Origin of the sequence: Herminiimonas arsenitoxidans (assembly GCF_900130075.1) — a bacterium.
Lineage (GTDB): Bacteria > Pseudomonadota > Gammaproteobacteria > Burkholderiales > Burkholderiaceae_D > Oxalicibacterium > Oxalicibacterium arsenitoxidans.
Genome location: NZ_LT671418.1, coordinates 783,328 through 808,486, shown reverse-complemented (window position 1 = coordinate 808,486; position 25,159 = coordinate 783,328). Strand labels below are relative to the sequence as shown.

The 25,159-nt window shown below is 52.2% G+C and carries 26 protein-coding genes; 11 read left to right on the top strand and 15 right to left on the bottom strand.

Translation table 11 applies throughout. The features are described from left to right. Nucleotides 1–23: 23 nt before the first annotated feature. Nucleotides 24–689 (bottom strand): GntR family transcriptional regulator, encoded by a 666-nt coding sequence (locus tag BQ6873_RS03745; protein ID WP_076591454.1) that lies wholly within the window; start codon nucleotides 687–689, stop codon nucleotides 24–26. A gap of 160 nt (nucleotides 690–849) precedes the next feature. On the opposite strand from BQ6873_RS03745, the gene pcaC reads away from it, so the two are divergent. The 6 genes from pcaC to BQ6873_RS03715 all read left to right on the top strand — a co-directional run bounded on the left by pcaC (nucleotide 850) and on the right by BQ6873_RS03715 (nucleotide 6,973). Continuing rightward, nucleotides 850–1,248 carry a 4-carboxymuconolactone decarboxylase gene (pcaC, locus tag BQ6873_RS03740; protein WP_076591453.1) on the top strand — a complete coding sequence of 133 codons (399 nt, stop codon included), beginning with the start codon at nucleotides 850–852 and terminating at the stop codon, nucleotides 1,246–1,248. A 14-nt stretch (nucleotides 1,249–1,262) separates the two neighbouring features. After that, nucleotides 1,263–2,135 (top strand): NAD(P)-dependent oxidoreductase, encoded by an 873-nt coding sequence (locus tag BQ6873_RS03735; protein WP_076591452.1) that lies wholly within the window; start codon nucleotides 1,263–1,265, stop codon nucleotides 2,133–2,135. Continuing rightward, nucleotides 2,126–3,592, top strand: a complete 1,467-nt coding sequence (locus tag BQ6873_RS03730; RefSeq protein ID WP_076591451.1) for an NAD-dependent succinate-semialdehyde dehydrogenase — start codon at nucleotides 2,126–2,128, stop codon at nucleotides 3,590–3,592. The genes BQ6873_RS03735 and BQ6873_RS03730 overlap by 10 nt, the downstream gene beginning before the upstream one ends. A 30-nt stretch (nucleotides 3,593–3,622) precedes the next feature. Next, nucleotides 3,623–4,600, top strand: a complete 978-nt coding sequence (locus BQ6873_RS03725) for a tripartite tricarboxylate transporter substrate-binding protein (protein ID WP_157889114.1) — start codon at nucleotides 3,623–3,625, stop codon at nucleotides 4,598–4,600. 194 nt (nucleotides 4,601–4,794) lie between these two features. Next, nucleotides 4,795–5,229 carry a MarR family winged helix-turn-helix transcriptional regulator gene (locus BQ6873_RS03720; RefSeq protein WP_076591449.1) on the top strand — a complete coding sequence of 145 codons (435 nt, stop codon included), beginning with the start codon at nucleotides 4,795–4,797 and terminating at the stop codon, nucleotides 5,227–5,229. A 4-nt stretch (nucleotides 5,230–5,233) separates the two neighbouring features. Then, nucleotides 5,234–6,973: a chloride channel protein gene (locus BQ6873_RS03715; RefSeq protein WP_076591448.1), complete on the top strand. Its 1,740-nt coding sequence runs from the start codon at nucleotides 5,234–5,236 to the stop codon at nucleotides 6,971–6,973. Between the two features lie 74 nt (nucleotides 6,974–7,047). Here the strand turns inward: BQ6873_RS03715 and BQ6873_RS03710 are convergent, their stop codons facing one another. Together BQ6873_RS03710 and BQ6873_RS03705 are read right to left on the bottom strand one after the other, a co-directional pair. After that, nucleotides 7,048–7,518, bottom strand: a complete 471-nt coding sequence (locus BQ6873_RS03710; protein ID WP_076591447.1) for a PAS domain-containing protein — start codon at nucleotides 7,516–7,518, stop codon at nucleotides 7,048–7,050. Between the two features lie 29 nt (nucleotides 7,519–7,547). Beyond that, nucleotides 7,548–8,729: an HPP family protein gene (locus BQ6873_RS03705; protein WP_076591446.1), complete on the bottom strand. Its 1,182-nt coding sequence runs from the start codon at nucleotides 8,727–8,729 to the stop codon at nucleotides 7,548–7,550. A gap of 374 nt (nucleotides 8,730–9,103) precedes the next feature. Here BQ6873_RS03705 and BQ6873_RS03700 point away from each other — a divergent pair, with 374 nt between their 5' ends. Then, the gene (locus tag BQ6873_RS03700; RefSeq protein ID WP_076591445.1) at nucleotides 9,104–10,249 is read left to right on the top strand and encodes an alpha-hydroxy acid oxidase; all 1,146 of its coding nucleotides are present in this window, start codon (nucleotides 9,104–9,106) and stop codon (nucleotides 10,247–10,249) included. Between the two features lie 55 nt (nucleotides 10,250–10,304). Here the strand turns inward: BQ6873_RS03700 and BQ6873_RS03695 are convergent, their stop codons facing one another. Next, nucleotides 10,305–11,729 carry an MFS transporter gene (locus BQ6873_RS03695; RefSeq protein WP_076591444.1) on the bottom strand — a complete coding sequence of 475 codons (1,425 nt, stop codon included), beginning with the start codon at nucleotides 11,727–11,729 and terminating at the stop codon, nucleotides 10,305–10,307. A gap of 68 nt (nucleotides 11,730–11,797) precedes the next feature. On the opposite strand from BQ6873_RS03695, the gene BQ6873_RS03690 reads away from it, so the two are divergent. Beyond that, complete coding sequence (locus BQ6873_RS03690) at nucleotides 11,798–12,460, top strand: helix-turn-helix transcriptional regulator (RefSeq protein ID WP_076591443.1); 663 nt, start codon at nucleotides 11,798–11,800, stop codon at nucleotides 12,458–12,460. An 80-nt stretch (nucleotides 12,461–12,540) separates the two neighbouring features. Beyond that, nucleotides 12,541–13,176 carry a 2OG-Fe(II) oxygenase gene (locus BQ6873_RS03685; RefSeq protein WP_076591442.1) on the top strand — a complete coding sequence of 212 codons (636 nt, stop codon included), beginning with the start codon at nucleotides 12,541–12,543 and terminating at the stop codon, nucleotides 13,174–13,176. A gap of 12 nt (nucleotides 13,177–13,188) precedes the next feature. Here BQ6873_RS03685 and BQ6873_RS03680 read toward each other — a convergent pair whose 3' ends face one another. The 10 genes from BQ6873_RS03680 to BQ6873_RS03635 all read right to left on the bottom strand — a co-directional run bounded on the left by BQ6873_RS03680 (nucleotide 13,189) and on the right by BQ6873_RS03635 (nucleotide 22,246). After that, nucleotides 13,189–14,664: an ArnT family glycosyltransferase gene (locus BQ6873_RS03680; protein WP_076591441.1), complete on the bottom strand. Its 1,476-nt coding sequence runs from the start codon at nucleotides 14,662–14,664 to the stop codon at nucleotides 13,189–13,191. Continuing rightward, a complete protein-coding gene (locus BQ6873_RS03675; RefSeq protein ID WP_076591440.1) occupies nucleotides 14,642–16,039 on the bottom strand; it encodes an ATP-binding protein in 1,398 nt (465 codons plus the stop codon). The genes BQ6873_RS03680 and BQ6873_RS03675 overlap by 23 nt, the downstream gene beginning before the upstream one ends. Beyond that, nucleotides 16,036–16,698, bottom strand: coding sequence for a response regulator transcription factor (locus tag BQ6873_RS03670; protein WP_076591439.1), 663 nt, complete (start codon nucleotides 16,696–16,698; stop codon nucleotides 16,036–16,038). Before BQ6873_RS03670 ends, BQ6873_RS03675 begins: the two co-directional genes overlap by 4 nt. A gap of 107 nt (nucleotides 16,699–16,805) precedes the next feature. Beyond that, the gene (locus BQ6873_RS03665; RefSeq protein ID WP_157889113.1) at nucleotides 16,806–17,516 is read right to left on the bottom strand and encodes a phosphatase PAP2 family protein; all 711 of its coding nucleotides are present in this window, start codon (nucleotides 17,514–17,516) and stop codon (nucleotides 16,806–16,808) included. 124 nt (nucleotides 17,517–17,640) lie between these two features. After that, nucleotides 17,641–18,378, bottom strand: a complete 738-nt coding sequence (gene arsH / locus BQ6873_RS03660) for an arsenical resistance protein ArsH (RefSeq protein ID WP_157889112.1) — start codon at nucleotides 18,376–18,378, stop codon at nucleotides 17,641–17,643. Next, complete coding sequence (arsC, locus tag BQ6873_RS03655) at nucleotides 18,344–18,775, bottom strand: arsenate reductase (glutaredoxin) (RefSeq protein WP_076591437.1); 432 nt, start codon at nucleotides 18,773–18,775, stop codon at nucleotides 18,344–18,346. The genes arsH and arsC overlap by 35 nt, the downstream gene beginning before the upstream one ends. A gap of 42 nt (nucleotides 18,776–18,817) precedes the next feature. Next, nucleotides 18,818–19,888, bottom strand: coding sequence for an ACR3 family arsenite efflux transporter (gene arsB, locus BQ6873_RS03650; protein ID WP_076593923.1), 1,071 nt, complete (start codon nucleotides 19,886–19,888; stop codon nucleotides 18,818–18,820). 62 nt (nucleotides 19,889–19,950) lie between these two features. After that, nucleotides 19,951–20,286 carry an ArsR/SmtB family transcription factor gene (locus BQ6873_RS03645; RefSeq protein ID WP_076591436.1) on the bottom strand — a complete coding sequence of 112 codons (336 nt, stop codon included), beginning with the start codon at nucleotides 20,284–20,286 and terminating at the stop codon, nucleotides 19,951–19,953. Nucleotides 20,287–20,430: 144 nt separating this feature from the next. Continuing rightward, nucleotides 20,431–21,030, bottom strand: coding sequence for a glutathione S-transferase N-terminal domain-containing protein (locus tag BQ6873_RS03640; protein ID WP_076591435.1), 600 nt, complete (start codon nucleotides 21,028–21,030; stop codon nucleotides 20,431–20,433). A 1-nt stretch (nucleotide 21,031) separates the two neighbouring features. Further along, complete coding sequence (locus BQ6873_RS03635; RefSeq protein ID WP_076591434.1) at nucleotides 21,032–22,246, bottom strand: YbfB/YjiJ family MFS transporter; 1,215 nt, start codon at nucleotides 22,244–22,246, stop codon at nucleotides 21,032–21,034. A gap of 137 nt (nucleotides 22,247–22,383) precedes the next feature. On the opposite strand from BQ6873_RS03635, the gene BQ6873_RS03630 reads away from it, so the two are divergent. Together BQ6873_RS03630 and gltS are read left to right on the top strand one after the other, a co-directional pair. Further along, nucleotides 22,384–23,280: a LysR substrate-binding domain-containing protein gene (locus BQ6873_RS03630; RefSeq protein ID WP_076591433.1), complete on the top strand. Its 897-nt coding sequence runs from the start codon at nucleotides 22,384–22,386 to the stop codon at nucleotides 23,278–23,280. 159 nt (nucleotides 23,281–23,439) lie between these two features. Then, nucleotides 23,440–24,651, top strand: coding sequence for a sodium/glutamate symporter (gene gltS, locus BQ6873_RS03625; protein ID WP_076591432.1), 1,212 nt, complete (start codon nucleotides 23,440–23,442; stop codon nucleotides 24,649–24,651). 133 nt (nucleotides 24,652–24,784) lie between these two features. Here the strand turns inward: gltS and BQ6873_RS03620 are convergent, their stop codons facing one another. Next, a complete protein-coding gene (locus tag BQ6873_RS03620) occupies nucleotides 24,785–25,150 on the bottom strand; it encodes a response regulator (RefSeq protein ID WP_076591431.1) in 366 nt (121 codons plus the stop codon). Nucleotides 25,151–25,159 lie beyond the last annotated feature (9 nt).

Sequence of the window (25,159 nt, the reverse complement as noted above, 5' to 3'; positions counted from 1 at the left end):
TAAATTTTCGTCGCTTCGATAATTCACGCCTGCATGCTACGCAGCACATTGTCCACGGCCTTTTGTACGTGTTCGGCACACAGACGTGCTGCCGTATCGCCATCGCGATTTTCAATGGCAGTGACGATGGCATCAAGCTCTTTAAGCGTGTTTGCGAAGCGGCCAGGCTGCGACATGGAAATACGTCTTAGCACCGTCACGCGATTATTGAGTTGCTGGAGCATTTGACCTGCTACCAGATTGCCGCAGCCCTCGATAAGAATGTCGTAGAACTGATTCTTCACAGTCAACATGGTTGATCTGTCTTCCGCAACATCCGGTTCCGCCAACTCCGTCAACTTCGCCCTCAATGCCTGGATCTGTTCAGGTGAGGCATTGTTTGCAAAATTTCGACCCGCAAGGCTTTCGAGATTGGCACGTACCTCGTAGATGTCGCGTACTTCCTGCGCGGAGATGGTGGTGACCTCTGGGCCACGGTGCGGAATAATGGTGATCAAGCCTTCGGCCTGAAGGTGTTGCAGCGCCTCGCGTACACACGAGCGACTTACATCCAAGTCTTCACAAAGCTCCCGCTCGGAGAGCTTTTGCCCAGGGGCGAAGTGCCCATCAAGTATGGCTTTGCGCAGGGTTTGTGTGGCTCTCTCACGCAGGGAAGTCTCTTCGCGCGGAACACGCAGCATCTGATTCATTAGGCAATCCCACTAGATTCTTACAGGGAAACATTATCCCACAAACAGATAGTCGTTTGATTAATTGTAGATAATATTATGTATTATTGTCAGACAATCTGATATATTCCAAAACGTAGCAGCGAACATTCATTCTCATATTTCAATCAAGGAGCCTTACATGACACGTCCATACGCACCAAAGAACCAAGAACTTTTCGATAAAGGTTTGGCTACCCGCCGTGAGGTGCTGGGTGCCGCGTACGTCGATACTTCGATCAAGAACGCAACCGATTTCAACATCGATATGCAAGAGTTGGTCACCCAATACTGCTGGGGCGATGTGTGGAACCGCCCAGGGCTGGATCGCAAGACTCGTTCTTTCCTCAATCTCGCGATGATCACAGCACTCAATCGTCCACATGAACTCAAGCTGCATGTACGCGGCGCCATCAACAACGGTTTGACCAAGGACGAAGTGAAGGAAGTATTCCTGCAAGCAGCCATCTACTGTGGTGTGCCGGCAGCCATCGACTCCTTCCGTGTCGCATCGGAAGTGTTTAAAGAGATGGACATTTGAGCAAGGGGCCGAACATGAGTCGCATTGCAATTATTGGCCTGGGGATGATGGGTACGCCCATGGCCCATCTGCTGCACGCAGCAGGCCACCAACTCGTGGTGAAAGATGCAAACCACGATGTCGAAGTAAATTTCGCTGCCTCACACTCAGGTACCGTGGTCGCCAACAACAATGCATCGTTCGCGGATTGCGATGTGCTTATCACCATGTTGCCGAACTCCGACATCGTCGATGCGGTGGTGAGCGATCTGGCACCGCATTTAAAAGCGGGCAGCTGCATCATCGAGATGAGCTCGGCTGATCCGATCAAAACGAGAGTGTTGGCAGCTTCTTTGCAAGAGCGGGGCATTGCGCTGATCGACGCACCCGTCTCCGGCGGTGTGAAGAAAGCCGTCAATGGCACGCTGGCCATCATGGTAGGTGGCGACCCGGCTGTTTTCGAACAGCAAAAACCGATACTCGAAGTGATGGGCAAAGCCATTACTTATGTCGGTCCGGTTGGCTCCGGCCATGCTTTGAAGGCGCTCAACAACTACGTGTCTGCAGCAGCGCTGATCGCTACCGCTGAAGCCATTCACGTTGGTGCAGCATTCGGCATCGATGCGAACACCATTGTTGATGTCATCAACGCTTCGACTGGCAAGAACAACACCACCGAAAACAAGGCGCATCAGTTCATGCTGAATGACGCCTTCAACTCGGGGTTCTCGCTGGCCTTGCAATCCAAGGACGTTGGTATTGCAGCAGCGCTGGGCAAGTCCATGCAACTACCGATGGACTTGGCGCAGAAGGTAAATGCCATGACAGCCGACGCTTCGCAGACCTTGGGACCCAAGGCAGATCACACCGAACTCTACAAGTTCGTTGGCAAGTCATCATGCGCTTGAATCTTGTTTCACTGTCCGAGAAGTACGGGTGGGGTGTCATCAATGGCAGTCCCTTGTCCCATAGCGACGGTCGGATCATCGCTGTGAACAATCCTGCTACAGGAGAGTTGGTGGCACGCGTGCCTATGGCCTCCGCCGCACACACTGTCGAAGCTATTGAGGCTGCGCGTGTGGCACTGCCTTCCTGGAAAGCACGGACGGCAGCAGAGCGCAGCAAACTGCTGGAGCGCTGGTTCGATCTGATCGAAGCGCATGCGCCGGCCATCGCTCACACCATGGTGCTGGAACAAGGCAAACCTCTTGCCGAAGCATTGGGCGAAGTTGGCTACGCCGCCAGCTTCGTCAAGTTCTTCGCGGAAGAAGCCAAGCGCATCTACGGCGAAACCATACCCTCCACGTCGCAAGACAAGCGGAACATGGTGACGCGGGAAGCTGTCGGTGTGTGTGCTGCCATTACGCCATGGAACTTCCCGGCGGCGATGGTCACGCGCAAGGCCGCACCTGCGCTGGCGGCAGGCTGCACGATGGTCATCAAGCCATCCGAACTGACACCGCTAACCGCCCTCATGCTGGTGGAACTTGCTCACGAGGCCGGTATTCCAGCTGGCGTGCTGAACGTCGTAGTTGGAGATGCTGCTGAAATTGGTGGCGTGCTAACTGAGTCGTCAGTAGTCCGCATGCTCAGCTTTACCGGCTCCACGCGTGTCGGTCAATTGTTGATGGCGCAATGTGCTCCGACGATCAAGAAGCTGGGATTGGAGCTGGGTGGAAATGCTCCCTTCATCGTTTTTGATGATGCCGATCTTGATGCTGCCGTCGAAGCTGCCATGACCTCCAAATTTCGCAATGCCGGGCAAACCTGTGTTTGTGCCAATCGCTTGTATATACAAGCGGGTGTCTATGACGCGTTTGCCGCGAAGCTGGTTGCGCGTGTGCAGGGGCTGAAGTCTGGCTACGGTCTGATGGAAGGCGTCACGCAAGGTCCATTGATCAATGAAGCAGCCCGGCGCAAAGCCTTGTCGCACATCGCCGATGCAGTAGAGCAGGGAGCGCATGTGGCCATAGGCGGCAAGTCCATCGAAGGAGCCGGCTACTTCATGGAGCCTACGGTGCTTTTGGACGTGACACAGCAAATGCTGTGCATGCATGAGGAGACCTTCGGCCCCGTTGCACCGCTAGTCCGATTCGATACAGAGCAAGAAGTTATAGAACTTGCCAATTCGACGGAATTTGGACTGGCCAGCTACTTTTTCTCGCAAGACGTGACGCGTTGCTTTCGTGTTGCAGAAGCCATCGAGTCAGGAATGGTAGGTGTGAACACCGGGCTGATTTCCAGTGAGGTCGTGCCGTTTGGCGGCGTCAAGCAATCAGGTCTGGGGCGAGAGGGGTCGCATCATGGATTGGAGGAGTACACCGAACTGAAGTTTGTGTGCTTTGGCTCAATAAGGAGTGCCTAGAAGAGCCAAGGCATGAGCTGTTAAAACATATTGGAGACAACAATGCGCAATCTGAAAAAAATTATTCTTGCCGCGACGCTGGTGATCGCTTCGACGGCAATGGCATTTCCGACTAAACCTATCACTATTATTGTTCCCTACGCGGCAGGCGGGTCCACCGATGCGTTGGCACGCATACTTGCAGCATCCATGGCACATAGCCTCGGGCAGCCGGTAATCGTGGATAGCGCAGGAGGTGCTGGTGGCACCATAGGAACCGGCAAGGTAGTACGCGCGCCCAATGACGGCTATACCGTCTTGCTGCACAACATGGGTATCGCCACGGCTCCCGCCTTGTACAGCAAACTGCCTTTCGATGTGAACAAGGATCTGGAGCCGATTGCGCTGGTCGGTGATGTACCCATGATCCTGGTGCGCAACAAGAGCTTTGCGCCCACCACCGTGACTGAACTGATCAAGTACATGAAGAGCAAGCCGGGAGAGGTCAAGTTCTCGCATGCAGGTATAGGAGCCACGTCCCATCTTTGCGCCATGCTGTTCAATCAGACCGCCAGCACAACGGTAACGATGGTTCCTTATCGCGGCACAGGCCCAGCCTTGCAGGATCTGATCGCTGGCAACGTGGATTTGATCTGCGACCAGCCGATCGCTACAGGTTCCTATATCAAGTCGGGCATGTTGAAAGCCTATGCAATGGCGACGAAAGAGCGTATTTCGACCATGCCGGAAGTTCCTACATTCAACGAGTCAGGACTGCCAGGTTTTGAGCTTGCGGTGTGGCATGGCGTTTATGCGCCTAAAGGTACGCCGCCTGCCGTCGTTGAGCGCCTGAACAAGGCGATACGCGATGCGTTCAATGATCCCAATTTAATCAAGCGCTTCACTGAAATGGGTATCGTCATTCCTCAGGGCGATCGGCTTAAGCCTGAAGCTTTGCGTCAGCACACGGCGGCTGAAATTAAACGATGGGACCCAGTCATCAAGGCAGCAGGCGCGAAGGCAGAGTAAGTTCGATGTTCATGTGAATTTTCATAAAGCATCGGCGGACAATAAAACCCGGCTCAATAGTCGGGTTTTTTACATTCTGGTATTCATGTGGCGGGTTTGTTGTGACGAGAGCAGGAGTGTCTGGGCCATTTTAGGAAATACATCACAATATGATATGATTTGTGTTTTCGATCTTTTGGTATTGGACGCATTTCATGTCGGATTCTGCATCCCTTGAACAAGCTGAGTACGAAGCTCTTTCTGAATTTCGTTATCAATTGCGCCGCTTTCTCAAGTTCAGTGAAGATGCTGCGCAGAGTGCGGGCCTGACGCCGCTGCATTACCTTGTGTTGCTGCACATCAAAGGTTTTCCTGGACAAGACTGGGCGACGATAGGGCAGTTGGCAGAGCGCTTGCAGATTCAGCATCATGGCGCGGTGGCCTTGATATCGCGCTGTGAAAAAGCTGGTCTTGTGACGCGCTCATCAGGTGTGGAGGACAGGAGACAGGTGTGTGTGCGACTGACGGCTGTTGGCGAGAAGCAATTGCGTCACCTGGCTGAGTTGCATCGCAATGAATTGCGCTCTTTATCCAATGTGTTCAAGGTGGCGCGCATTTCCGCTTTCAACGACAGTGAAGGCGCAGCTTAAGATCATGCGTGCTCATCAACGTGATTTTTCTCCGGATAAACGAGTTCTCTTACTGTGTGCCATCGCGATTGTGATCGGTGCGATCAGTACGGTTGCTGCTTATGTATTACTTAACTCGATACACTTCTTCACCAATCTTTTCTTCTTCCAGACATTCTCGTTCGAGGATCGCTCGCCTGCGACAAATACACTGGGTGTGTGGGTGATAGCGCTGCCGGTGATCGGTGGTTTGATTGCGGGTTTGATCGCACGCTATGGCTCCGATAAAGTGCGTGGTCACGGCATCCCGGAAGCGATAGAAGCGATACTGTTTCGTAAAAGTCAGATGTCCCCCAAGGTCGCAGTGCTCAAGCCTTTGACCTCAGGCATCGTGATCGGCAGTGGCGGTCCTTTCGGTGCGGAAGGTCCCATCATCATGACGGGCGGTGCCATCGGTTCGCTGATCGCACAAAACTTTTCCATCAGTGCGGCTGAAAGAAAAACCTTGCTGGTGGCGGGCGCTACAGCCGGTATGACAGCTGTGTTCGGCACGCCGGTTGCCGCGGTTTTGTTGGCGGTTGAATTGCTCTTGTTTGAATGGCGACCACGTAGTTTGTTGCCGGTGATACTGGCCTGTGCAGTGGCGGCTTTCTGTCGTCCCTTGTTGTTGGATTCCGGACCTTTGTTCCCGATTCATACAGCACCTGTTGGCTTGACCGCATTCGGGATTTGCATCGTGGCGGGTTTGCTGAGTGGCATGTTGTCCGCAACCATGTCGCTGGCTTTGTATCGCGTCGAAGACTTGTTCGGCAAGTTACCAGTGCATTGGATGTGGTGGCCGGCGATAGGTGGATTAGTAGTCGGCATAGGCGGCTACTTTCAGCCACGTGCGCTGGGTGTCGGCTATGACGTGATCTCTGATCTGTTAAACAATCATATTGTGTTATCAGTCGCTTTGTCTCTGTTACTGGTCAAGATGATCATCTGGGTGGTCGCGCTCGGTTCGGGTACATCTGGTGGCGTGCTGGCACCTTTGCTAATGTTGGGCGCGGGCTTGGGTGCAGTGATTGCGAATCTGGTGCCAGGCAGCGATCCGACTTTGTGGCCGTTGGTGTGCATGGCTGCAGTGTTGGCTGGCGTGTTGGGTGCACCGCTGACTGCAGCGATCTTTGCCTTGGGTTTGACTGGTGACTTCAATGCCTTGCTGCCTTTGTTGCTGGCGACTGGTGTGTCATACGGCTTCACCGTGCTGGTGATGCGACGCTCGATCATGACAGAGAAAATCGCGCGTAGAGGTTTGCATATCTATCGCGAATACAGTGTTGATCCGCAAGAGCGTGCTTTTGTCAGTGAAGTGATGTCAACTGAAGTGATCAGCATTGCCGCAAACCTTACTCTGCGTGAGGTCGCACAGCAATACTTTGACCTGGATCAGAAGCATCGCAGCTTCCCGGTTGTGAATGAACAGGGCGCATTGCTGGGCATGCTCGACAGGGAATTGCTGCTGACGCTGGTTGCTGCGCACAGCAAGGATCACTCACTTGCTGTCTTGTTTGAAAATGTACCGTTGAAATTTGCCTTGCCGACAGAAACTTGTCAGGTCGTAGGACGGCGCATGGCGATCCAGCATGTCGAGAGATTGCCGGTGCTGGCAGATAAGGAGTCGAAGCGATTGATAGGAGTTATCAGTCGTAGCGATTTGCTCAAACCGTCGCATACAGCCTTCCATGAAGAACATGTGAGGGAACGTCTGTTCAAGGCTTGATGTCTCTTGCTGAATAACAAAAAACGGCAACAAGGTTGATAGCCTGGTTGCCGTTTTTATGATGACGCTAAAACTTATTTGCCATCTGTTCCAGATTTTTCCTGCAGTGCTTTTTCCAGTTCAGCGATGCGCAGACGCTGTGCTCTGTCATTGGCCTGACGTTCGGTGATGTCTCTGGCAATAGCAAGTGCACCTAAAATTTTTCCTGCTTCATCACGCACAAAACCGAAACTCATATCGACGTAGATGCGAGTGCCATCTTTGTGCATGGAGCGCGTAGTCAGTACCTTGTCGGCATACTTCATCTCGCCGGAAGACATCGCATGGTTAAAGCCGTTGTGATGACCCTGCGACAGTTGTTCCGGGATGATGATATCCAGCGGGCCGCCCATGACGTCTGCCGCCTTGTGGCCGAAGATTCTTTCTGCGCCGCTATTCCAAATTATGATCTTGCCGCTAGGATCAGCGAAGATGATGGCATCCGGGGCTTGATCTACGATGGCTTTGGACAGGGCCAAATTGATAGCGTCATTCGTGGTTTGCATTCTTTTCTCCTGGTTACGGCTGAATCAAATTAGCGATTTACGTATTCACTTGCAAGGCTGTGCTCGTACAGCGCAGCTATCATGTCGGTTTGCGAGATCATGCCAACCAGACGACCACGTGCATCGATCACGGGCATTTGATGCAATTCAGCATCGGACATCAGAGGCACCAAATCAAGAATGGATTGATCTGCATTGGCGGTGTAGACCTCTGTGGTCATGATTTGGCCAACGACTTCATGCTTCTCGGTATGCGTCAGTTGTGAAGGACGGATCAAATGCGTTAATCGCTCAGCCAGGCCTTCATGTGGTTCGATCTCGGCATGCTTCAGGAAGTCGGCCTTGGTGATAATGCCGATGACATGTCGGCCTCTGTCGATGACAGGTAGCGCGGTCAGATCATGTTCCTTGAGCAGTGTCCATGCTGCACCAAGTTCGGTGCCGAACTCAACCGTCACGACGTCTTTCGACATGATGCTGGAGCAGAGCGTTTCACCCAAGCGTCGACGGTATGCCTGCATTTCTGTCTGCAGCATGATGGCTTCGAGATCGTCACGACTGATATCGAGCACCTGGTTGTAACGCGTCAGCACTGCATCCAGATCTTGCGGTGCGATGCCTATGCGTTCGGTTGGAGCGACGTCCGAGGTCTTGTGCTTATTACTGTTGTCGGGCAAGGGGCGATGCGGATAACGGCGACCGGTTGCATTGTTGTAGAACAAGGCAGTCAACAAGAGCAACAGAGAATTAAGAAGGACCGGCATCAGTACGAAGCTGTATCCCATCGCATGTACTGCCGGTCCGCCCAATACGGCGGTCAGGGCAACCGCACCGCTAGGCGGATGAATGCAGCGGAAGGCAAACATGGCGGCGATTGCAAGCGAGGCGGCAAGGCCGGCGGCCAATATTGGTTCGTCTATCAGTTTGGCACAGGTAACGCCGATCAAGGCCGCGAAGAAATTGCCGCCCATGATGGACCATGGTTGCGCCAAAGGACTGGCAGGAACGGCGAACAGTAAGACTGATGATGCGCCCATAGGCGCGATCAGCCAGGCTGCGTGTATGTCCTTGCCCAATATGAAATAAGTGCAAAGACCGGTCAGAACGATGCCAAACAATGCGCCAGCGCAGGCGCGCATTTTTTCAAAGCGATCGACTGTGCCTGGAGTAGGGAACAAATGAAGTAGCGACTTCCATGCCGATTGAACCATACTGCTCCTAGCAAAAATACTTGATCCGGCATTACATCACAGGGCGCTTGGCTGGCGCTGTTTTATAAAGTTGCGGTGAATTGATTGTGCATGCCTATTTAATACGAAACAGGCGTTTCAAGGGGAGAAGTTTAAATATGTTGCATATCAAACGCAACATATATTTGACGGCTTTCTCAAGAGCGCTCTTATGTTCTTAAGGATCAAAATCAGGTATGGGAAAGCCGCTTGAGCCAAATGTAGGCGTATCGGTTAAAAACATTCAACTCAAAGCAGACAAGGAGGAAATAGAATGCCATGTGGAAAAATCACGAATCTGATGCACACATCCAGCGAATCAATCTGAATTGATCGTTTAAAAAGGAGACTTATTCATGGCGGTCATCACCAATATCGAAGATTTGCGCGTACTGGCGCAGAAGCGCGTTCCCCGCATGTTCTACGATTACGCCGATTCCGGCTCGTGGACGGAATCGACTTATCGCGCCAATAGCAGCGATTTTGCGAAGATGAAGTTTCGCCAGCGTGTTGCCGTGAATATGGAAAATCGCACGCTCAAAACCACGATGGTCGGGCAAGAAGTACGTATGCCGGTTGCGATTGCTCCAACTGGCTTGACCGGTATGCAGCATGCCGACGGTGAGATTCTGGCAGCCAAAGCCGCTGAAAAATTTGGCGTTCCATTTACTTTATCAACGATGAGTATTTGCTCTATCGAAGATATCGCAGCGCATACCAGCAAGCCGTTCTGGTTTCAGCTGTATGTGATGAAGGATCGTGCATTCATCGAACGCTTGATCGATAGAGCGAAAGCAGCAAATTGCGCTGCGCTGGTTTTGACGCTGGATTTGCAGATACTGGGCCAACGCCACAAGGATTTGAAAAATGGTTTGTCTGCACCACCGAAGCTGACCATTGCCAACATCCTGAACATGATGACCAAGCCGCGCTGGTGCATGGGCATGCTGGGCACCAAACGTCGCAGCTTTGGCAATATCGTCGGTCATGCCAGCGATGTATCGGATATGTCGTCGTTGTCGGCATGGACATCGCAGCAATTTGATCTGGCGCTGTCATGGAAAGACGTGGAATGGATCAAGCAGCGCTGGGGCGGCAAGCTGATCATCAAAGGCATCATGGATGCAGAAGATGCGCGACTCGCGGTGGAGAGCGGTGCGGATGCGCTGATAGTTTCCAATCACGGTGGTCGTCAATTGGATGGCGCTTTGTCCAGCATTGCTGCGCTGCCTAGCATTGTCGATGCAGTCGGTGATCAAATTGAAGTACAAATGGATGGCGGCATACGTTCCGGCCAAGACGTGATCAAGGCGATCGCTTTAGGCGCGAAAGGCGTCTACATCGGTCGCTCGTTTTTGTACGGCTTGGGTGCGATGGGCGAAGAAGGCGTCACCAGATGCCTGGAGATTATTGAAAACGAACTTGATTTGACGATGGCGTTTTGCGGCCTGACGGACGTGAAGCGAGTCGACAAAAACATCCTGATCCCAGGCACTTACTAATCTTTGTTTGTTCTGCATTTGAAGCGGTGTTGCCTAGTCAGGCAACACCGCTTTATTAATTGTGTGTAGTGATACGGCGTGCAAGTAATGCTGCCAAAGCTGGTGCTAAAGCAAAACTGGCAAACAGCCATACAGCTGCCGACTGCGCGCCGGCGACACCGCCCGGTGAAGTTATGCCGGCAGCATTCACCACCAACCCGGCAATCGCCGCACCGACTGCCATACCGTAAAGCTGCACAGTGGTTACTGCAGCAGAAGCAGTGGACTCTTCACCATGCGGCGCCAGTGTCAACACGCGTGTCACCAGATGCGGCCAACCTATGCCGACGCCGGCACCGACACCAGCCAGTGCAATTGCGCACAGCGTTGTACGCAGATGTACATGCAAGCCCAGATCAAATGGAATCAGGATGGCCAGTGCTATCAAGCTGATCGTGCACAAGGTCGGTCCGGTCCGTAACATGCGTGCCGCGCCTGCATTGTTATGCCCAGACGACAGCAACGAACCTACGCTCCAACCGGCAGCCATCGCAGCAGTCAGGTAACCCGCAGTCAATGGCGCGTGACCATGCAAGGTTTGCAGGAAGTAGGGGACGAAAATTTCCGTCATGATCCCTATCAGCAGCAAGGCAACACTGGCATACACCGCGCCCAGCGGCGTGCTGAGTTCGGTGCCGCGCGTCGGCAACATGTGTACGCTGGCTCGGCGTTCGCAGTATATCGTCGCGGCACCAAGCAGCAAGCCTATGCCCACTCCCACGGTTTGCCATAACAGCACTGGCGACAGACTGCCCGCAGCGATAGCCAAGACTGACACGGTGAGTAAAGCGATTTGTTGTAGCGGTACGGGCGGTGCAGTTTTAGCGCGTGGCACCGTTGCCAGATTTTCCGGGCGCAACTGTACTGCGACAAGCGAGGCTTGGGCGAGGGCAATCGGCAGCAAAGTCCAGAACGCCCAGCGCCAATGACCTGCTTCTGCGAACAAACCGCCGACTGCCGGTCCGCATAAGGTGGAGATGCCCCACATACCGGATACCAGTGCAATCGCGCGTGGCCACAGAGGTGGTTCAAACACGACACGTATCAAACCATAACTGAGCGCTGCCAAAAAGCCACCACCCAAACCTTGAATGCTGCGTCCAGCCAGCATCATGGGCATCGAACTGGCCATGGCGCAGACGGCGGAGCCAACGGTAAATATCAGCAAGGCTGACAGATAAGACGAACGTGGCCCGAGCGCCGCCAGCAGGCGCACCGAAAAAGCCGCACCTATGATGGAGGCCACCATAAACAGGGTGGTGTTCCATGCATACCAATCCAGTCCACCGATTTCTCGGACGACGGAGGGTAAAACGGTCGTGACGATATGTACATTGATGGCATGCAGTGCGACGCCGCCCGTCAGTGCCAGTGCGCGCAAGCCGTTTTGCCCACGCAACAGAGCGCCCCAAGTGGCAGGTGGGATATGGTTGTTACTCATTATTTCCTCGACATGATGGCCACGACGGCCTATTATCCAATCATTGTCTTGGATAATAGGCTGACGCAATGAATTATGCAAGTAATTACTTGGAAAATATGGATTCCACACAAACTGCAGATCGCATCCTCTTCTTTATCAAGACAAAGGGGCCAACCTCGACTGCCGATCTGGCGCGTGCATTGGACATGACCGCTGAAGCTGCGCGGCAGCAGGTGCAGAAGCTGATGACTGCGGGCTTGATAGCAGGTCGTCAGGAAGCTGCGTCTGGTGTCGGGCGCCCACGTCAGAGCTGGGTGCTGACTGATGCAGGTAATGCACGCTTTCCCGATACGCATGCGCAGTTGACGGTGCAATTGATAGGCAGCGTGCGGCAACTGTTTGGTGAAGAAGGATTGGAGCGCTTGATTACCCAGCGTGAGTCAGAAACCCGCACGGTGTACATACAAAGCTGTACCGGCAAAACGGTGCAAGAGCGATTGAAACGATTGGCCGCAGTACGCACGGAAGAAGGCTATATGGCGCGTGTTGAGCGCGATGGCAAGGATTGGCTGCTGATCGAGGATCATTGTCCTATTTGTGCCGCAGCGCGAACATGTCAGGGCTTTTGTCGCTCCGAGCTGAAATTGTTCCAAGAGGTTGTGGGAAAGGATGCTACCGTGACACGCGAGCAGCATTTGCTGGCCGATGCAGGGCGATGCGTTTATCGCATCGTTGCCAGCGGAGAGTAGTACTTTGTGATTGCTGCGTCATGGGTAATGACTAGCGGTGATGTATTTAAAAGCACGTTTTTTAGAAAAGACTCAAAACGATGCTTACAGCATTCTCCGCTCATCCCGAACATTTCAGCGACGCGCTGCGGCTGAATATTGGTGACGATTTAAGCGAGCAAGGTTGGTCGCAGCAGAATCTCTTTTTATCGGAAGAGTTGACGCTGGCTTTGGCTGCAGAGTGCCAGGCATTGATGGGCAGTGGCGCGTTGAAACTGGCTGGCGTAGGTCGTGGCGATGTGCAAGCAGTACGGCCAGAGATACGTGGCGATCAAATTGTCTGGCTCAAAGCCGGGCAGTCGATCGCGTGTGATCGGTATTTGCAGATCATGGAAGAACTACGCGTCGCCTTGAATCGCACGCTCTATCTGGGATTGGAAGAGTACGAAAGTCATTTCGCCTTTTACTCACCCGGTGCTTCTTACTTAAAACATCTGGATCGTTTTCGCGACGACGACTGCCGCACGATCTCGGTCGTGATTTATCTCAACCATGAGTGGTTGCTGGAAGAGGGCGGCGCACTACGTCTGCATCCGGAAGGAAAATCTACCGAAGATATTTCGCCTTCAGGCAGTCGCCTCGTATTGTTTCTATCGGCCGATATGCTGCATGAAGTATTGCCAGCAACGCGAGATCGCTTATCGCTTGCAGGATGGTTTCGACGTAGACCTGGATAGAGCCTTACCTGTTTATTCGGGGCGTATCAAAGCGTGAAATTTCCCAACATACAGCACATGATCAGCTTTGATCCCATCCTTCTGGATGTCGCTGCTATCAATCACGACCAATTCTTTCTCTGGATTATTTGCCAGTGCGGCATTTGGATCGTATTCCAAATTGCCTCTTGAATAGTAGTCGGATGAATATGCCGGATGCATGCGATAGGCTAGTTCTGTGCCGGGTTCGGCAATGCGATTAAAGGCGGCTATAAGATCGCGATCTGAATTGGCTGCGACTTTTTCTTGTACGTATGGTCCACTTAGAACGTAGAGGCACGCAATGGCCATGACGCCTATGCTGGCGCGTCTCTGCATCGTGGCTGAAGCTTTCTCCAACCAACGCGCAGCGAGTACGCTAAACGGCAATGCTGCAGTTAGCCCGTAGGTCCAGATGATATTGCGGCTGAAAGTAAAGAAAATCAGCGGTGCCAAGGTAGCGCACCACAAGAAACGCTCTATCGGTTTTGTCTGTTTACGTTGTTTGGAAAACAGACGTAGCAGTTCCATTACAAACACGCCTATCCACGGCAAGATGCCCAGCGTCCAGAAAATCCAGATAGCGCCGATAGGTTGATGTTGTGCGATGCCGTAGTGATCACCTTTCCAGCCCGGTACCAAAAAACGCGCGAAGTGCTCACCAATGATGAAGTAATTCAAGAAACCGGGATTGTAATATTCAGCCGCGATATACCAAGGCATAAAAATGCACGCAGCAATCGCAACGCCGCCCCAATCGAAGACTTGCTTGAACATTTGCAAAGGGCGTCGTTCTGTCACTGCGTAAGCAATCAGGGGCAAGCCGATCAAGGCCCATGTTGCGAGACCTTTGCACAGTGCGCCAAGACCTATCATGACCCAGAATGCGATGCGCCAGTGGCGTTCAGGATGACCTTTGTCAGCAGCATCCAATGCGCGCCATGCAAAATACAGCGCAGCGACAATCAAGACCATCTGCAGCGCATCCGTCATGACGGCACCGGCACACAGAAAGAATAACGGTGATGTCGCGAGCACCGGTGCGACCAGCCAACGTTGACGTATTTGCAGTTCTTTGGCGAATGACATTGCTACCCACAGTGCGATCAGCGATGCCAGCAAGGCCGGCAAGCGTGCGGCAAATTCATTGACGCCGAAAAGTATCATCGAGACGGCACTGGCCCATGTCGATAGCGGTGGTTTGGCAAAGAAGGGCGTGTTCGGATCGATGTGCGGCATCAGCCAAAAACCGTTGGCGACGGCTTGTCTGGCAATTTCGCCATAGCGCGCTTCAGTGGTGTCGGCCAATGGCAGTAAAGCCATGAGCCCTATGCGATAGATCAGCAACAGGATAGCTGCGCCGAGCAACCACCGCAGATAACGATGCGGTGTACGCGTGATTGCAGGTCGCGCGTTGTTACCGACGGATGCTGTAAACGGTCTTAATTCAGGAAATGCTAGGTGACTCATTGGTGTCTCGAAGAAGAGTGGAAGCAGAAGCGCTTTCACGAGATGGAGAATTTGTTGTTGGTGCGGGTTGGAAGCAGACAGTAACGAGCAAGCCACCTATGCTTTGTGCGGTACCCAGTTTGATTGTGGCGTGATGTTGGGCGGCGATGGTTTTTACGATAAAAAGACCAAGTCCGCTACCTGATTGCCCCGTTCCTTCACGACGATAGAAGCGATCGAATACGCGGTTGTGATCCTCGACGGGAATGCCAGCACCATTGTCTGCAACACGCAGCAATGCGGTGCCGCCAGTCATGGATGCACTGACATCAACACGACCGTTGACAGGTGTGTAGCGCACGGCATTGTCAACAAGATTGCCCAGCAGTATGCGCAAGTTGTCTTCGTCGCCCACGATCGTGATTGGACTTCCATTGTCGTCATCCTGTGTGACTACGCCGAGATCAACGCCTTTGTGTTCAGCTTGCGGCATGTGATCAGACACAACACGAGCAACCAATTCGCGCAAATCGATATGCTTGTAAGTGCGCTCTGGCATCTGTCGTTCTTGTCTTGCCAGTGTCAATAATTGTTGCACCAAGTGCGTAGCCCGATTGATGCGTTCATGCAATTTGGCGAAACCTGGTTCCAATGTGCGATCGGTGTTTTCACGTTCAACCAATTGCAATTGCAGCTTCAATGCTGCCAAAGGTGTACGCAATTCGTGCGCAGCATCCGAGACAAACGCGCGCTGTGCCGAGCGGGCTTGATCCACTCTTGTTAACAGGCCGTTCAATGCGATGAACATCGGACGCAGCTCTGGTGGATAGCTTTCATCCGGTAATGGATCGAGCGCATCTGGCGAGCGTTGACTGATGGATTTTGCCAGGCGCTGCATAGGGGCAAGACCGCGTCCAACGACTATCCAGATAAGGAGTGCCAGTATAGGAATGAGAATGACAAACGGTATTAGCGAGCGCAATGCCATTGATACAGCCATGCGATTGCGGATGGCTACAGGTTGCGAAATCTGAATTGTGCGACCTTGGTCAAGTTCGCTGTATATACGCCATTTCTTGTCTTTGAAGGACGTGTAGTTAAAGCCAAAACCTTTGACCTTCTGCAGCTGTATCATCGGTGAGGATGTAAATACGAGCTGGCCGTCTCCATCCCATATCTGCATCACGATTTCATCATCTAAATCGCTTTCATCTGGCAATTGGTGACCGTTCGATAACTCAGCTGGCAGTGCAATCGCAATTTGCTTGATTTGATAATCGAACATCTCGCCCATCTCGGATCGCACCTGAATGTAGGTGGCAAAACCTGCCAACAGCGTGGCTGAGATCATGCCGCCAAACAGATAGATGAGAAGCTGACGACGTATTGTCATCATGCCGCGATACCGACCTTGTATCCTATGCCGCGCACGTTTTGGATGAAGTCGGGACCAAGTTTTTTGCGCAATCCATGCACATAAACTTCAACTGCATTACTGCCGATTTCCTCGTTCCAGCCATACAGTCGTTCTTCCAGTTGCGCTCTCGACATGATGCGGCCGGGTTGATCGAGCAAGGCAAGGAGCACGGTAAATTCGCGCGAAGACAAGTGCAGGGGCAAGCCCTTGAAAGTGATTTCACGTGTAGCAGGATTGATGGTTAATTCGCCGTAAGCCATTTCAGGATTGCTGCGCCCGGAACGACGGCGTAGAAGTGCGCGCATACGGGCAAATAACTCATCCAAATCAAATGGCTTGATCAGGTAATCATCGGCTCCAGCATCGAGTCCTTGTATGCGCGCTGCTGTTGCATCACGCGCGGAGATGATGAGTACCGCTGCATCACCTTTTCTGCGGCGATATTCATCCAGCACGGTAATGCCATCTTTTTTGGGTAAGCCAAGATCGAGCAGGATAATGTCGTATTCATGGCTGCGCAGCGCAAGGTCGGCTGTATTGCCATCCCGCGCCCAATCCACTGCATAACGTTCTTTACGCAAGCCTTCTTCCAGGCTTTCACCGATCATTGAATCATCTTCAATAAGCAATACGCGCATACCGCACTCCCTTTCGTCCACACCTGACCCTGCACATGATGTGCCGTCATTCGTGGAGGGTACTAACGGTCCCGTTAAGAGCGGGTTAAGTTGCATGGCAGTAAGGTTTAACGCTTGGATAAACCAGCAAGTGGCGTGTAGTAGCGCTCACTAAAAAACGTAATGAGAATACTTACCCATGTTATTGACAGCAGGTAACTAGCGACGATATCCGACGGGTAATGCAAGCCCAGATACATGCGGCATAAACCGACGAGCAAGACAAATCCAGCGCTGGCAATGACAACGCCACGAATGTAACGGCTGGCGCGCAGCAAAATAATGAGGGTGAGAGCAATCGTCATTGCCTGCATTGCATGGCCACTGGGAAAGCTGAATGTGCTTTCCGGCGCAACCAGTGTCCACAGGGCAGGTCTGACGCGTTCAAAAAGGTGTTTGGCGAGCGAATTCAAAATGGCAGAGCCACCGACAGCCAGCAGCCAGAAAAAGGCTATACGCCACTGGCGACGGAACGCCAGAAAAGCCAGCACAAGCAAGCTGAATAAGGTCACAAACGCTGATATTTTGAGTGCCAGAAGATCCAGCAAGGGCGTCGCATAGGAATGCAGCGTCAGTAGGAACGATGTATCAAGCGCGTAAGCGACGCCATGCTTGATATCGATAGCCAGAGCAAGAAAAAGAAAGAGCGGAAAGGCAATGCCCAACAGGATCGTAACGTTTTTAGCTAGATATGTTTTGCCGAAAAACGTTAGTTGGCGCTCGTGGGAGCGAAGGTCTGTGTAAGGCTCTAATACTGTAATTTCATCGGTTTGATTCACGCATGCATCCCGTAGTTTGATCAGCTATGGGATGCATATTAGGAGATGAAACTTAAGAATGTCTTAAAAGAAATTAATAATATTGAAAATATATGTAGGCATGTGATCGAAGGTCTGCCACTTCCTAAATTGCTTTTTGATTAACTCGTTTACTTAATTCGTCGGCACTTTCTTTGCGCTCACTGTAACGATCAACCAGATACGATGAGACATCGCGCGTTAGCAGAGTGAATTTGTAAAGCTCTTCCATGACATCGACAACGCGTTCGTAATAAGCCGATGGCTTCATGCGTCCGTGCTCATCAAACTCAAGAAATGCCTTGGCGACAGAAGACTGGTTGGGGATGGTGATCATGCGCATCCAGCGGCCAAGTACGCGCATCTGATTGAGTGCATTGAATGACTGCGAGCCGCCGGATACTTGCATCAGCGCGAGGGTTTTTCCTTGTGTCGGACGTACCGCTCCTATCGCTAATGGAATCCAGTCTATCTGTGCTTTCATGATGCCTGTCATGGCACCGTGTCGTTCGGGTGAGGTCCACACCATGCCTTCTGCCCATTGCACCAAATCTCTCAACTCTTGCACTTTTGGATGCGTCTCCGGTTCGCTGTCTGGCAGAGGCAAACCGCGAGGATCAAAGATTTCAACTTCGCCGCCCATCGCTTCAAGCAGACGGGCTGCGTCCATGGTCAGCATCCGACTATAGGATGTTTCGCGTAAGGAGCCGTATAACAGCAAAAATCTTGGTGCGTGAGATGACTTTTCGATAGACGCAAAACTTTCTCGGGTCGGAACCTGAAAATGTTCAGGAACGATATTTGGTAAATCAGTTGCTTTGAGTGACACGTTGTCCCTCCGCATTGATGACAAGCTCGCCATCTTCTTTCGTGAACGATGCTTTAGGCGATGGTGGCAGGATATCCAGCACCAACTCGGATGGTCGGCACAATCTTGTGCCTAACGGCGTCACTACAAATGGACGATTAATCAAAATGGGATGGGCAATCATGGCTTCCAGCAGTTGCGCGTCAGTGATCGCAGGATCATCCAGACCCAGTTCAAGATAAGGCGTGCCTTTTTGTCGGATCGCTGCGCGGACCGACAGGCCGGCATCTGCAATCAATGCGCTCAGTGTTTGCAGTGATGGCGGCTGTTTTAAATATTCAATGACTTCAGGTTCGATTCCGACATGGCGTATGAGCGCCAGGGTATTGCGTGATGTGCCGCAATCAGGGTTGTGATAAATCGTGGCGTTCATATATGTGCTTCCGTGATGTTTTTTTAAGGTGATCGATGTGACTCAGCTTTTGGCTTCGTACCAGCCTTTGCTGCGATTGACGATGCTGACGATGAGTAACATGACAGGCACTTCAATCAACACACCGACAACGGTGGCAAGTGCTGCACCTGATTTAAAACCGAACAGGCTGATTGCTGCCGCTACGGCCAGTTCAAAGAAATTGGATGCGCCTATCAATGCGGATGGGCAGGCAATCGAGTGCTTTTCACCAACAACTCTATTCAGCCAATAAGCCAATGCCGAATTGAAAAATACCTGTATCAAGATAGGCACAGCCAGTAATGCGATCACGAACGGTTGTTCGATAATCGTATTGCCCTGGAAGGAAAACAATAAGACCAAGGTAAGCAGCAAGGCGGAAATAGACCAAGGTTGTATGCGCTCCATCGCCTGATCGAAGCTGGCCTGTCCGCGCTTTAATAAAAGCTTGCGCCAGACTTGCGCGATCACCACAGGCACAACAATGTAGAGCAGCACGGATGTGGCGAGCGTGGCCCACGGCACGGTAATGCTAGATACGCCTAGTAGCAAAGCTACCAAGGGGGCGAATGCAAACACCATGATGAGATCGTTCATCGCAACTTGCGATAGTGTGAAGTAGGGATCGCCACCGGTCAGGCGACTCCATACGAAAACCATCGCCGTGCATGGCGCGGCAGCCAGCAGAATAAGACCAGCCACATACGAATCCAGTTGATCGGCTGGTAAATACGGCGCGAACCAGTGACGAATAAACAGCCATGCAAGAAAGGCCATCGAGAATGGTTTGACGGCCCAGTTGATAAACAAGGTCACACCTATGCCACGTACGTGTCCCTTTATCTGATTCCATGCAGAGAAATCTATCTTGATCAGCATCGGGATGATCATTACCCAAATCAACAAGCCGACAGGCAGATTGACCTTCGCAATTTCCAGTGAACCTATGGTTTGTATCGCAACTGGAAATATCTGACCAAGAACGATGCCGGCGATGATGCACAAGCCCACCCAGAGCGTGAGATAGCGTTCAAAAACACTCATAGGTGCATTTGCTGCATGTTTGCCGGTGACTTCACATTGAACAGACATTTTCATCACACCTTGTATAGCGTAAGCATTGTTGATATTGGCAGAGAATAGTCGGAGTTAAATCAAGAGCGCACGTCTTCAGACGGACAGCAAGCGACAACCGGCGAGCACACATTGCCACCGCAGCAGTTCTCCGTCAGAAAGCCAATCAGTGCATTCATCGTGCTGAAGTTGGCCGAGTAAATGACAAAGCGACCTTCATGCCGTGACGCGATGAGGTTTGCATGCACCAGCTCCTTGAGGTGAAAGGACATGGACGAGGGCGCAATGCCCAACTGTTCCCCAATTTTGGTGGCTGCCATGCCTTCTGGGCCAAGCTGAACCAGCAAGCGAAATACGGCGAGACGCGATTCCTGAGCGAGTGCGGCGAGTGCTGCAATGGTGTCTTTGGTATCCATGTGGCTCCTTAATTCAATATTTCAATAATAATTGAAATATAATGAAAAAACAAACCAAACAGTATTTTGATGATTGTTTGGCTAGATATTTGGAGGGCAGCAAAGTGGAGAAAATTTTTGCTGCCATTGCTCGATCAGCTTGGCTTATGCAAATACCGTTTGCGAAAAGCTCTCGCGCGTTTTCATCTGTTCGTGCAGATCGACTAAGGCCGCGTACTTCTGCTGCCATGCAACTTGCGGCAATCGAAATGCGACATAGTCCAGTGCGACTGCCACGACGATTTCCGCCAGCGTCAATCGATCCGTAGGCAATGCGCTGTAGGTTTCATTCAATGACAATAGCGTGCGCTCAATGGCGCGCTGGCGGCGTTGACCAAGAACGCTGGCATCAATCTCATTGCCATGATGCTTGCGCATGATCATGGTCGAGAAAGATGCATCCATCAAACCTTGTCCGAGTCCGACGATATGCAGTGTTTGCGCCAGATCATTTTCTGGGATCAGCTTATTGATGTCTGACGCTTGGTCCAGGTACAACGCAATCAGCAATGATTCTGCAATGCTCTGACCGTGGTCAGTTATCAAAATTGGGACGCGTCCGACAGGATTGCGCTGCAGTAAATCTGCTTCGTCTGCCCACGGATCGCTCCAGAGTAATAACAGATTTGATTCCAGTCCTTTTTCCAATGCGACGATACGCGCGACGCGAGCGTAAGGTGAAGTGCGATTGAGGAAGAGTTGCATATCAATTTCCTTTTTTAGATAAAGCCAGCGCGGCTGCCGCAGGGGAAGTGTGTGCTTTTGGTGTGAGCATAATGAGCAGGCCACCGCTTGCGAGCAAGATGCTACCGATGGCGAAGAGTGGTACGTAGGTGCCGAGCACGCCATAGAGGGCAGACATGCCGTAACCAGACAAAGCCTGCGCGCTGGAGAAGGATGCTGCGCCCATGCCCCAGACACGTTTGTATGCTTTCGGCCCGACCAGCTCCATGACGCGCCCGGATGTCAGTGCTACCAATCCGGTCACCATGGTGCCGACGATGAGTGAAGATGCCGAGCGCCAGAAGAATGAGATCGACAGTAAGGGAATGGCAATTGCTGCTGCCTTGATAAAGAATCCCAGTGCCAAACTGCGATGCCAACCGAAACGATTCCCAAGAAAACCGGCAACCATTGGACCGGCAATTGCACCTATTCCGAACAACAGCCATTGGAATGAGGCCGCGCTTGTTCCCAGAGATTTTTCTCTATCCAGAAAATCAACCCAGAAAGCGGTGTGCGGTATGAAGCCGGCAGCGTCGAAGCCGTAAGCGACCACGACGATGAGTGCGGCGATGCTGACTGCTTGCACAGGTGATGAATCTACTGTTTGCTGTGCTGGTGTTTCCGCTTGCTGCACACGGATGCGACGCAAGCCCCAATCGCAGGCAAGGCCCGCAAGCAGGGTGATGGCGCCGAGTGCCAACCAGGCACCCGTCAAGCTGATGCTGAGTAGCAGTGGTACTACCGTCGCAGAGAGTATTGCGCCCATGCCTATGCCGGTGAAGACGAAGGAGGCAACAGTCGTTTTTCGTCCAGTGGAAGCGGCCATCAATGCCAGCGATGGGCCGACCACCATCAAGATGCCGCCGGCGGCGCCTGACACAAAACGCCAGAAGAAAAACCAGACAAATGGGCCCGGCAGCGAGCATAAGATAAAACTCAGTACGACACTAAGGAAGGCCATGCCTAACAGTCCACGTGCCTCAAAGCGTTCGGATAAGCGATACGCCATCAGCGAGCCAAGCAGATACCCAAGTAAATTGGCGGCGCCGAGGTAAACGGCTTGTGAACTCAAGAACCAGCCGTGATGGATGACAGCCGGCAAGAGTGGCGTGTACGCGAGCCGTGCCAAACCGACTGCAGCCAAAGTTGCACTCATGCCAACGGCGATAGCGGGTAGGTCGGTACGTGTGGCCATGTGTGTTCCATCGAGTAATAGGGCAGGCGAAATAGCGATCCTGTTAATAGGATCATAGTGATACATGCTGAACACTACAAACGATTAGTAGTGATAAGCTGTATCACATTTAGAGATGTTGATATCAAGGTGCTCTTATGGATTTGAAGTCATTACGCCTGTTCATAGCCGTTGCCGAAACCGGTAGCTTTGTCGCGGCGGCCGAGCGCCATCACACGGTGCAATCCAATGTGACGGCACATATCAAGAAAATGGAAGATGAAGTCGGTGTGCAACTGATCGATCGCGGTGGGCGTGTGCGTCTGACTTCTGCCGGCTTTACGATGATGACCTATGCTGAACGGATTATTCAGGCGCATGACGAAGCGATAGCCTTGTTCAAAGGCGGACATATCAGCGGCAGTTTGCGTGTTGGGGCGATGGAAACTACGACGGCGCTCAGACTTCCGCCATTACTCACGCATTTCCACTCTGCTTTTCCTGAAGTCGATCTAAAGCTCACAACTGGCCCAACGGCCGATCTGGTTGCCGGTTTGAACGAAGGGCGCTTCGATTGCGTGTTCATCGCAGGCAAGCTGGAGAATCCACGCCTCTATCAATTCAAGGCTTACAAGGAAGAGTTGGTGCTGGTTTCAGCGACACCGCTGACTGTCATGCCATCAGCCGAAGAATTGGCTTCATCCACTTTTCTCGTTTTTGGACAGGGTTGCAGTTATCGTCAGCGGGTCGATGTCTTGTTATCAGATAGCGGCGTGTACTCGTCGCGCATGGTGGACTTTGGGTCGCTGGATGCGATTCTTGGCTGCGTTGGTGCGGGGATGGGTTATGCGCTTATACCGAAGGTGGTCTTTGATGCGCATCAACATCGTTTCCCGATTTACAGTCTGGCATTGTCGGCTAGACTGGGTGAAGTGAATACCTATTTTGTCGCGGCGGAAACGAATACATGGACGCCAGCGCTGACTTCGTTCTCCGAAGCGCTGCGCTTGTCGGTAACGCCGATGCCGGCTGAAGGAGCAATTGCAGTTGCTTGAAGGTGCGCGTTATCAGCATGAGCAATTTTTGAAAATCACCAGTGTCGCATTCCCTTGAACAATTTAATGATCAGCGCTTGAATGCCCAGTCTTTGTCTTCTCCAAGACATTGTTATCTGGTATTTTCTGATCTAGGGTCAAAGAACCGAAAGGGAGTAAATGATTAGTTTCGACATTCTGGAAACGCTGGTGGCTGCATCGCTGGTGTTGTTATTGGGACGCAAGTTGGTCTCGTCTTCTTCCTTTCTCAAAACCTACAGTATTCCCGAGCCGGTAGTCGGCGGCCTATTGGTCGCCTTGCTGCTATTTGCGCTGCGTGGCTTCTCAAACGTACAAGTGCAGTTCGATGGCGGCTTGCAAGGGCCGCTCATGCTGGCTTTCTTTGCCACTATTGGTCTGAATGCGAATCTCGCCAGCTTGAAAGCCGGCGGTCGCACGCTAGCCTTGTTCCTGGCAGTGGTGCTGGGATTGCTGGTCGCGCAAAATATCATCGGCATCAGCATGGCAAAAATCATGGGACTCGATCCCTTGATCGGTTTGCTGGGTGCATCCATTTCGCTTTCTGGTGGTCACGGTACCGGAGCAGCCTGGGGCAAGGTATTTGCGGAACGACATGGCCTGGCAGCAGCGACCGAAATCGCCATCGCTTGCGCTACCTTCGGTCTGGTGTTGGGCGGGCTGGTTGGTGGGCCGGTGGCAGGTTTCTTGGTAAAACGCTTCAAGTTGCAAGCAACTGCAGACACACAAGCAAGCGATGATGAGGTGCAGCAGAGCTTTGAACAACCGAAAGCAGTGCAGCTGATTACACCGCAGGCCTTCATAGAAGCACTTGCCTTGATTGCAGTAAGTCTTTCTGCTGGTACCACGATTGCGAATCAATTGAACGGCACTGCGTTTGAACTGCCGACTTTTGTTTGTGTACTGTTTGTCGGCGTCTTGCTGAGTAATGGTTTGTCGCTGCTGGTTGGATATAAGATTTTTGAGCGCGCGATTCAAGTGTTGGGTAACGTCAGCTTGTCGCTGTTTCTGGCGATGGCGCTGATGAGTTTGCGTTTGTGGGATCTGGCGACGCTGGCTTTGCCGGTCTTGCTGATCCTGACAGTACAGGCAGTGGCAATGGCAGCGTATGCCGCCTTTGTGACGTTCCGCGTGATGGGCTCGAATTACGATGCGGCAGTGCTGGCCGCTGGGCATTGTGGTTTTGGCTTGGGTGCAACGCCGACGGCGATTGCCAACATGCAGGCGGTGACAGGGCGCTTCGGACCGTCGCACGTGGCTTTCCTGGTGGTGCCTATGGTCAGCGCATTCTTTATCGACATCGCGAATGCGCTCGTCATTAAATTATTCCTGGCACTGCCGATTTATAACTGACAGTGCTGTAGGAATAATGTTGTGAGCTTGAACATGGACGCCAGCAATGGCGTCTTTTTTTGAAGCACTGCGTCAAATGCTGGTATTGACGCAGGCTGAAGGAGAGATTGCAGTGTCTGGAAGCAGGGCGCTATCAGGCGACCAATTTCTTGAACGTCGCCAAGACTGCATCACCTTTGAACGGTTTAACGATCCAACCCTTGATGCCGGCAGCCTTGCCGCGTTCTTTCATCAATGGTGAATTCTCGGTAGTCAGCATGATGATGTTGACGCTCGAGTTACCGAGTTCACTACGGATTTTTTCTGCCATCGTGAGGCCATCCATATTCGGCATATTCACGTCGGAGATCACGAGCTTGATGCTGCTATCACTCTTCAGCTTGGCCAAGCCATCGCGACCATCCACGGCGAGGATGACATCCAGATCGTTCTTCTTCAAAAAATCGCCCACTTCATTGCGGACTGTGGCGGAATCGTCGACTACCAGTATTTGTGCCATGTTTTTCTT